We start from the raw sequence: 6,441 nt of genomic DNA, 5'->3' as shown, positions 1-6,441 counted from the left end.
GCACGGGCACTCGGGTCCGTGAGCGGTTCAGCGCGGTGGGCCGAGGATGACGCCGCCGTAGAGTTCGGATGCTTCCGCCAGGAGGGATGTGGGGATGTCGAAGCCGTCGGGGCGTGGGGTGGTGAGGTCGCGTCCGGCGTGGCGGAACATGCCCTCGATGCCGCCGGGTGTGGCGATCATCAGGAGGTCTGCGCGGTCGGAGGTGATGCGGTAGGCGTGTGGGACGTTGCGGGGCAGGTACACGATCCCGCCCTCGCGCAGTTCGTGCTCCTCCTCCCCCGACCACACCAGGGCCGTGCCCTTGATCAGCATGAACACCTCGTCCTCGCGGGTGTGCAGGTGGAACGGCGGGGCTTCGCCCTTGGCGACGTCGAAGCGGCCCACGGTCAGCTTGCCCTCGGTGGCTTCCTTGCCGAGCAGCACGGAGAACGTTCCCCCGTCGAGCCATTCGAGCTTCTGCTGCTGCTCGGGCTGCGCCAGATAGGCCATCGTCATGAGAACTCCGTTCTTGGAGGTCGGCGGGGAAATTAGTCCGGCCCGCCACTCGTAGGCGGGCATGGGCATCGGCGAGTGTCCGGAAATCAGACCCAGGGTGCGGCGCCCCCAGACGGAGCGGGCGGCAAGATCCGCTGCCGAGAGGGCAGCGGCGGGGGTGGCGCCGTCGAAGATGTGGAAACCGCCGGCCGGACGTGGAGTTCGGCATGCACGCCGCAAACCCACAGACGGGAGGCAAGATCCTCGTGGCGGAAGGCCTCCGCGGAGCCGACCTCGACGAAGACCGCAGACGGACCAGCGGTCACTGATCACGGGCCGGGTACGGGGCGATCATCGATGAAAGAGAGCAGTAGGGAGTTGACGAGGTCGGGGCGAGTGGCGAAGGCGAAGTGGTCGGCGCCGGGGAGCTCGGCCAGACGCGCATGTGGGATGGTCCGGCGGAGGTAGAGGGAGACGCTCGAAGGTACCTCCTGACCGATCGTGCTGCTCATCACCAGGGTGGGGACCGTGATGGCGGGCAGCAGGTGACGGTCGTCGTCGAGTGAGATGTTGTCGAAGAAGCCGAGCAGGGTCGCAACGCCCGCGTTGTGGCTCATGTCGCGGAACCACGAGCCGAGCTCCGCGGCGCGGTCAGGGCCGATATCGGCGAAAACCAGGCCCGGGTCGAGGACTGCGTCGGTGAGTCCCGCGATTCCGTTGTCACGGGCGGCATCGGTGAAGTGGGCGATGCCGATGTCGTCGAAGCCGTACGGCCAGTCGTCGCTGCGACGGAACTTGGGTGAGCCGTTGAGGACGGCCAGCTTGCCCAGCAGCTGGGGGTGTTGAGCGGCGAATCTCAGCGCGACGTGCCCTGCGGAGGCGAAACCGATCACTGTGGGGCTCTGCAGGCCGAGGTGGGTGATGAGGGCGGCGAGGTCGGCGGTGTACAGCGCGGTGACGCTGTCCACGGCGGGGGGCAGTTTGTCGGAAGCTCCGTAGCCGCGTAGATCGAGGAAGACGTTGTGGGCGTGAGGGTCGAAGAACTCCTGTTGGGCGGCCCAGGAGCGGGAGTCCAGGGGTAGGCCGTGCACCCATACGACGGGGTGGTGGCCGGTGCCCGTCTCGTAGTAGGCGATCCGGCCGCCGTCCACGTCGAGATGGTGGGCTTGGTCGAAGGTCAACGGGGGCATGTGCTGTGCTCCTGGCTTCGGGCGGAAGGTACCGCGGCACGGGGCCTTCTGCTTGCGGTGATCACAGGCCGGTCGGGTAGGTGACGTTGTCCAGGCCGGGTACGGTCACCTTGGCCGGATCGTTGTCGGCGGCGACGAGCTGGCTGACGGCGAAGTCGGTGACCGAGCCGGACAGCAGCTGCCTCGGGTCCTCCAGCACCATGCGCAGGCGGGTGGTCATGGCGCGCCAGTCGTTCGCGCCGTGAATGACGGGCATCTCGCTTATCTCGTTGACGGACGGGTCGGAGATGTCTGGGAGGGTGAGGTGTCCGGGGGTGTAGCGGGGCAGTCCGGGAAACATCAGATCGCCGAGTTCCACGGTGGCGCGGGTGTTGGACCAGATCTGGCGCAGCGGCTCTTCCAGAGCTGCCACCTCGGACAGGTCACCGTTGGGCGGCGTGGTGAAGGTGGGCGCGTGGGGTGCCATGTAGAGGCGTTCGAGAGGCAGTTGGTAGCCGGAGGCGCCCAGGAGCATGGTGGCGACGCTGGAGGTGTTCCAGGTGACACCGGCGGTGGGACGCCCCTGCTTGCCGGCGATGACCGCCATGGCCCGGCTCCAGTCGATCTCCTGCTCACGGAACCAGCTGATGATTCGGTGTGAGATGTCCAATCCGGTGAGGAAGAACGTGGCGATCATCATGTGAAGGATGGTTCCGTGCCCTTCGGCACTGCCCTTTTCCAGGTACTCGCCGCGCAGGGTGGCGGCGTCGAGACGGCTCTCGTCCTCGAGAGCCGCGCTGAGGAAGCGGTCGGTGACGGCGAAGGTGTAGTCGGCCATGTCGGTGATGGCCTGCTCACGGCCGCGGTAGGTCTCGACCGCAATGGTGTCGCGCCACAACTCGGCGCTGTTCGCCTCCCGGCTGCGCCGCACCTGGGCCAGAAGCCGCTCCGCGTCCGCGCGCCAGCCGAGGGCGCCGTACTTCTTCCGCAGCTGCACCAGGGTGGCGAGGGCGGGGCCGAGGTGGGAGATCCCGGCGAGTTCCTTGAAGCCCTTGGTGGAGAGGCGGAAGCCCTCGACCGTGGGGGGCTTGCCGCCGCCGGGGTAGAGCGCGAAGTCGGTGCCGGTGGCGACGATCAGTGGCGCGTCGGCCGTGTCGGAGGCGGCGGTACGGGTGAGGTGGGAGCCGATGCTGTTGGGACCGGCCGTGTAGGTGGTGAACAGGTCGACGAGCTCGGGGCTTTCGTTGGCGGTCATGGACGTTCCTTGTCGCTGGGTGGAGGAGCGGGCACAGGAATCGGAGAACTCAGAGGGTGAAGCGGTAGAGGACCGTGCGGGCGGCGAAGCGCACGTCGGCGGTGAGGCTGTGGGAGACGGCGATGAGCAGACCCTCTTCGTCGTCGTGGAGGGTGGCGGCGTCGGTGGCACCCGTCGTGGGGAAGGTCTCCGTCTGCACCAGCTGCCCGTCTCGCCACTGGTAGATCTCGGAGTCGAGGTCGGTGGTCGGTTCTGCCGGTGTGCCCAGGACGAAGTTCACGCGGACGATGTACACGGTCCCGTCCGGACCTGGCACGACGGCGAACTCACGTGCTCCCGGTCCGTGCAGCGTCTGATGAACGACGAAACGGGTGCCGTCCCAGCGCAGCAGCTGCGAGTCGCTCTGCAGCCGGGCCACCAGCAGGAAGAATTCGCCGTCTGCGGTGAAGTGTGCGAACGCGCGGCCGTGCCGGTCGGCCAGCTCCTGGTGGGGCCGGAACTCCTCACCGTCGAAGCGGTAGAGCACCGACGGGCCCACGTGCTCGGCGTGCGCCAGGAAATGGTGACCGTCGACGGTGAAGGCGTGCCAGTTGTAGGCCCACCGTGAGTCGATGTCCTGGAAGTGGGCGAAGCGTTCACCGTCCCAGAGGAAGATCTGCGAAGGCCGGTTGTCGGCCTCCTGTTCTGGAAGGACGACCCCTTGGGCGAGGGCCAGGAAGTGCCGGTCCTCGATCGTGAAGTGCCTCCACTGCTTGGCGGCGAAACTGTCGAAGGACTGGAACTCGGCGAAGGAGGTGCCGTCCCATTCGAGGACATGGGACGAGGTGGCATACCGGTACGGGCCGTTGCCCGTACGGATGCTGGCCACGGCCAGGAAGGCACGGTCGCCGATACGGAAGAATTCCGCGTCCTCGCCGCCAGGCGCCGGTACGCGCTGGAACGGCTCGTATCCTCGCTCGCCTCGCTTGAGCAACAGCAGATCCGTGTCGCTGTCTCCTCCGTTCATGTTCGCCGGGGTGTCCGGCATGTCATAGGCGAGCTGGGGTATGGCGAGCAGATGCATGCCGTCCAGGTCGAAGGGCTCGACGCCTCGCGCACCGGAGGTGGGGATGGACTGGATTTCGGTCAGGTGTGTGCTGGGCATCGGGTGGTCATCTCCTCGGATTCAGTGCGGGAACGGCACCGACGGCAGGGCAAAGTTGCTGTCGAAGACGTGGTCGGGGTCGTACTGCGCCTTGAGCGAGACGAGCCGGTCGAGTACCTGGCCGGGAAAGGCGTCCTGCAGTTGTCTCCGCCCAGTACGCGTTTCAAAGCTCAGGTAGAGCCCGTTCACATGCGGCTGGAGCCGTTCCCAGTACTCGTCGAGGCTGTCGCGCAGTGCGGGCACGGTGGCGGCCATCAGGGAGAAGTTCTGGGTGCGATGCGAGTAGGCCATGGCGGTGGGCGGTGTGTCGTTGACCGCTGCGCCGACCGAGCGCAGCTGGACCATGCCAGCCGCCTTCATGAGCGCTGCCATGCTCTCGGCGGCGGGCGGGGTGATGTGGTCCACGAGTCCGGAGCGCGACACGGTGAGCGGTTGCTGCGCGTGCTGCGGCTCGTGCCCGGCGGGCAGCAGCCGGTGGTAGGGAGTGACGGTTGCGTGGTTGCGCAGGACCGGCCCGGCCGACAACAGGGGGGCGAGAGCCGCGCGGGCCTGCACCGCGTCGGTGCCGGCGTACACGGTCATCGCCTGGGCGACAGCTCTCCCGCCGGGACCTGCGACGAGCGTCAGGAAGCTGGTGAGTGAGCGGGGGGCCGCCTCCACTGCTGCCGCCCACCGGGTGAGGAACGCGGCGGTGTCGGCGGCGTCGTAGACGGTCATGGCGACGATCACATCGCGCACCGGCTGAGCCTGGAACTCGAAGGCCGTCGCCACCCCGAAGTTGGTTCCCGCCCCGCGCACGGCCCAGAACAGGTCCGGGCGGTGTTGGGGGTCGGTGCGGATGAGGGACCCATCGGCCAGGACGAGTTCGGCGGCACGCATGTGATCGATGGTCAGACCGTGCAGACGGGACATGAGGCCGATACCGCCGGCGGTGGCCAGTCCGCCGACCCCGACGTCTCCTGTGTCTCCGGAGGACAGCCCCAGGCCGTGGGGTGCGAGTGCTGCGGCGACGTCTCCCCAACGGGCTCCCGCTTCCACGCGTACCAGACCGGACCGGCTGTCGAGGATTTCCACGGTGTTGAGCCGGGAGAGGTCGATGACCATGCCTTGGTCGTTGGTGGAACGGCCACTGATGCCGTGGCCGCCGCTACGGGCGGTCACGGGAACCCCGGTGGTGCGGGCATGAGCCAGCGTGTCCGCTATGTCTTCGTGGTCGCGGACGCGGATCACGGCAGCTGGGGATCCGAGGCGGGTGTAGGTGTGCCGTACGGCGTCGTATTCACGGTCGCCGGGCCGGATGGTGACCGTGGCAAGGCTCTCGGGAAATGTGTGCTTGGGTGCAGGCGGTGGGCTGGCGGGGGTCTTCATCGATGCTCCGCGTTGTCCGTGTGGATGAAGGGGCTTGCGTGCATCCGTCACTTCGGCGGTGTGGTCCGTACACCGTGGGCGCGGGTCACCAGGTACTGGAGCGGGTCTTTGGTGTGTGAGCCGTCGCCGGCGATGAGGCGGCCCGCGTGCCGGCCGAGGTCCTCGGCACTGAACCAAGCGGGGCTGTCCGCTCCGATCGCGGCACGCGGGCGGGTGCGGATGGGCCCGATGATCAGCTCGTGGACACGGGGACCGGCGCCGCCCAGTTCCGCCGTGAGGGAGCTCACCAGCGACTTCTTCGCCGCGTTGGTCGCGCCCACGAGTGCAGCGAACGGGTAGGGGATCTCCGCGCTGAACCCGCTCAGATGCACCAGGGCACCGTCCCGGGACAGCAGCGGGGTGAGCGCTCGCAACGCGTGAAAATGACTCGTCAGGTTCGACGCGATCATCGACTGCCACTCGGCGTCGGATGTCTCGAGGATGCCGGTGCGCTCCGGGCTGCCCCAGTCGCCGATAGTGATGACGGCACCGTCCAGCGCACCGTACGCGGACAGTTGGGCGCGCACCGACTCGCTGTCCGCGTCACCGACATCGACCGTGTGGGTGATCAAGGTGCCCTCACCGGCGTCCTTGGCGTAAGCCACGAGGCCGGCCAGTCGTTCCTCGCTGCGGCCGGTAGCTACGACGGTGGCTCCCTGGCGCAGCAGCGCGAGAGTCATCCCCTCTCCGATGCCGCCGGTCGCGCCCGCCACCACGACGGTCCGTCCGGACAGCGGCACGTTCCCCTGTATGTCGTTCACGGGCGAGATCCCTTTCCTGAAGGCGGGGGCGGCCCCCGCAGGGCGGGGGTGGGGGCGCGGAGCCCGCCCCCCCAGGGGTTCAGACGGCCGTGGCGGCGCGCTTGCCCAGTTCGAGGGCGTGGAAGAAGGTCAGGGCACTCATGCCCATGGACGGCACGTTCTCCTGCATCAGCCGCATGCGGTGCGGGGCGTCGTGGAACTTGGGGTCGAGCTGGAACTCGGCGGCCAGGG

6 protein-coding genes are annotated in these 6,441 nt (G+C 68.2%); all 6 read right to left on the bottom strand.

All coding sequences use genetic code 11. The features are described from left to right. Positions 1-27: 27 nt before the first annotated feature. Entirely contained in the window at positions 28-495 is a 468-nt protein-coding gene (locus tag OP79_RS48060) for a cupin domain-containing protein (protein ID WP_033329555.1), read from the bottom strand. Between the two features lie 308 nt (positions 496-803). Beyond that, positions 804-1,664 (bottom strand): alpha/beta fold hydrolase, encoded by an 861-nt coding sequence (locus OP79_RS50940; protein WP_051745873.1) that lies wholly within the window; start codon positions 1,662-1,664, stop codon positions 804-806. 61 nt (positions 1,665-1,725) lie between these two features. Beyond that, complete coding sequence (locus OP79_RS48050; RefSeq protein ID WP_033329554.1) at positions 1,726-2,898, bottom strand: DUF5624 domain-containing protein; 1,173 nt, start codon at positions 2,896-2,898, stop codon at positions 1,726-1,728. A 49-nt stretch (positions 2,899-2,947) separates the two neighbouring features. Continuing rightward, positions 2,948-4,042, bottom strand: a complete 1,095-nt coding sequence (locus tag OP79_RS48045) for a hypothetical protein (protein ID WP_033329553.1) — start codon at positions 4,040-4,042, stop codon at positions 2,948-2,950. Positions 4,043-4,063: 21 nt separating this feature from the next. Continuing rightward, entirely contained in the window at positions 4,064-5,410 is a 1,347-nt protein-coding gene (locus OP79_RS48040) for an FAD-binding oxidoreductase (protein WP_051745871.1), read from the bottom strand. 47 nt (positions 5,411-5,457) lie between these two features. Continuing rightward, complete coding sequence (locus tag OP79_RS48035; RefSeq protein WP_051745869.1) at positions 5,458-6,210, bottom strand: SDR family NAD(P)-dependent oxidoreductase; 753 nt, start codon at positions 6,208-6,210, stop codon at positions 5,458-5,460. Between the last annotated feature and the right edge of the window lie 231 nt (positions 6,211-6,441).

This window comes from Streptomyces yerevanensis (assembly GCF_000716805.1).
Lineage (GTDB): Bacteria > Actinomycetota > Actinomycetes > Streptomycetales > Streptomycetaceae > Streptomyces > Streptomyces flaveus.
The sequence above is the reverse complement of the archived record's forward strand: the minus strand, read 5'-3'. Positions and strand labels throughout refer to the sequence as shown.

What these genes read in the sequence shown, in the direction of transcription:
- OP79_RS50940 (WP_051745873.1), bottom strand. Translation starts at nt 1,664, where the DNA reads ATGCCCCCGTTGACCTTCGACCAAGCCCACCATCTCGACGTGGACGGC.
- OP79_RS48040 (WP_051745871.1), bottom strand. Translation starts at nt 5,410, where the DNA reads ATGAAGACCCCCGCCAGCCCACCGCCTGCACCCAAGCACACATTTCCC.
- OP79_RS48060 (WP_033329555.1), bottom strand. Translation starts at nt 495, where the DNA reads ATGACGATGGCCTATCTGGCGCAGCCCGAGCAGCAGCAGAAGCTCGAA.
- OP79_RS48045 (WP_033329553.1), bottom strand. Translation starts at nt 4,042, where the DNA reads ATGCCCAGCACACACCTGACCGAAATCCAGTCCATCCCCACCTCCGGT.
- OP79_RS48050 (WP_033329554.1), bottom strand. Translation starts at nt 2,898, where the DNA reads ATGACCGCCAACGAAAGCCCCGAGCTCGTCGACCTGTTCACCACCTAC.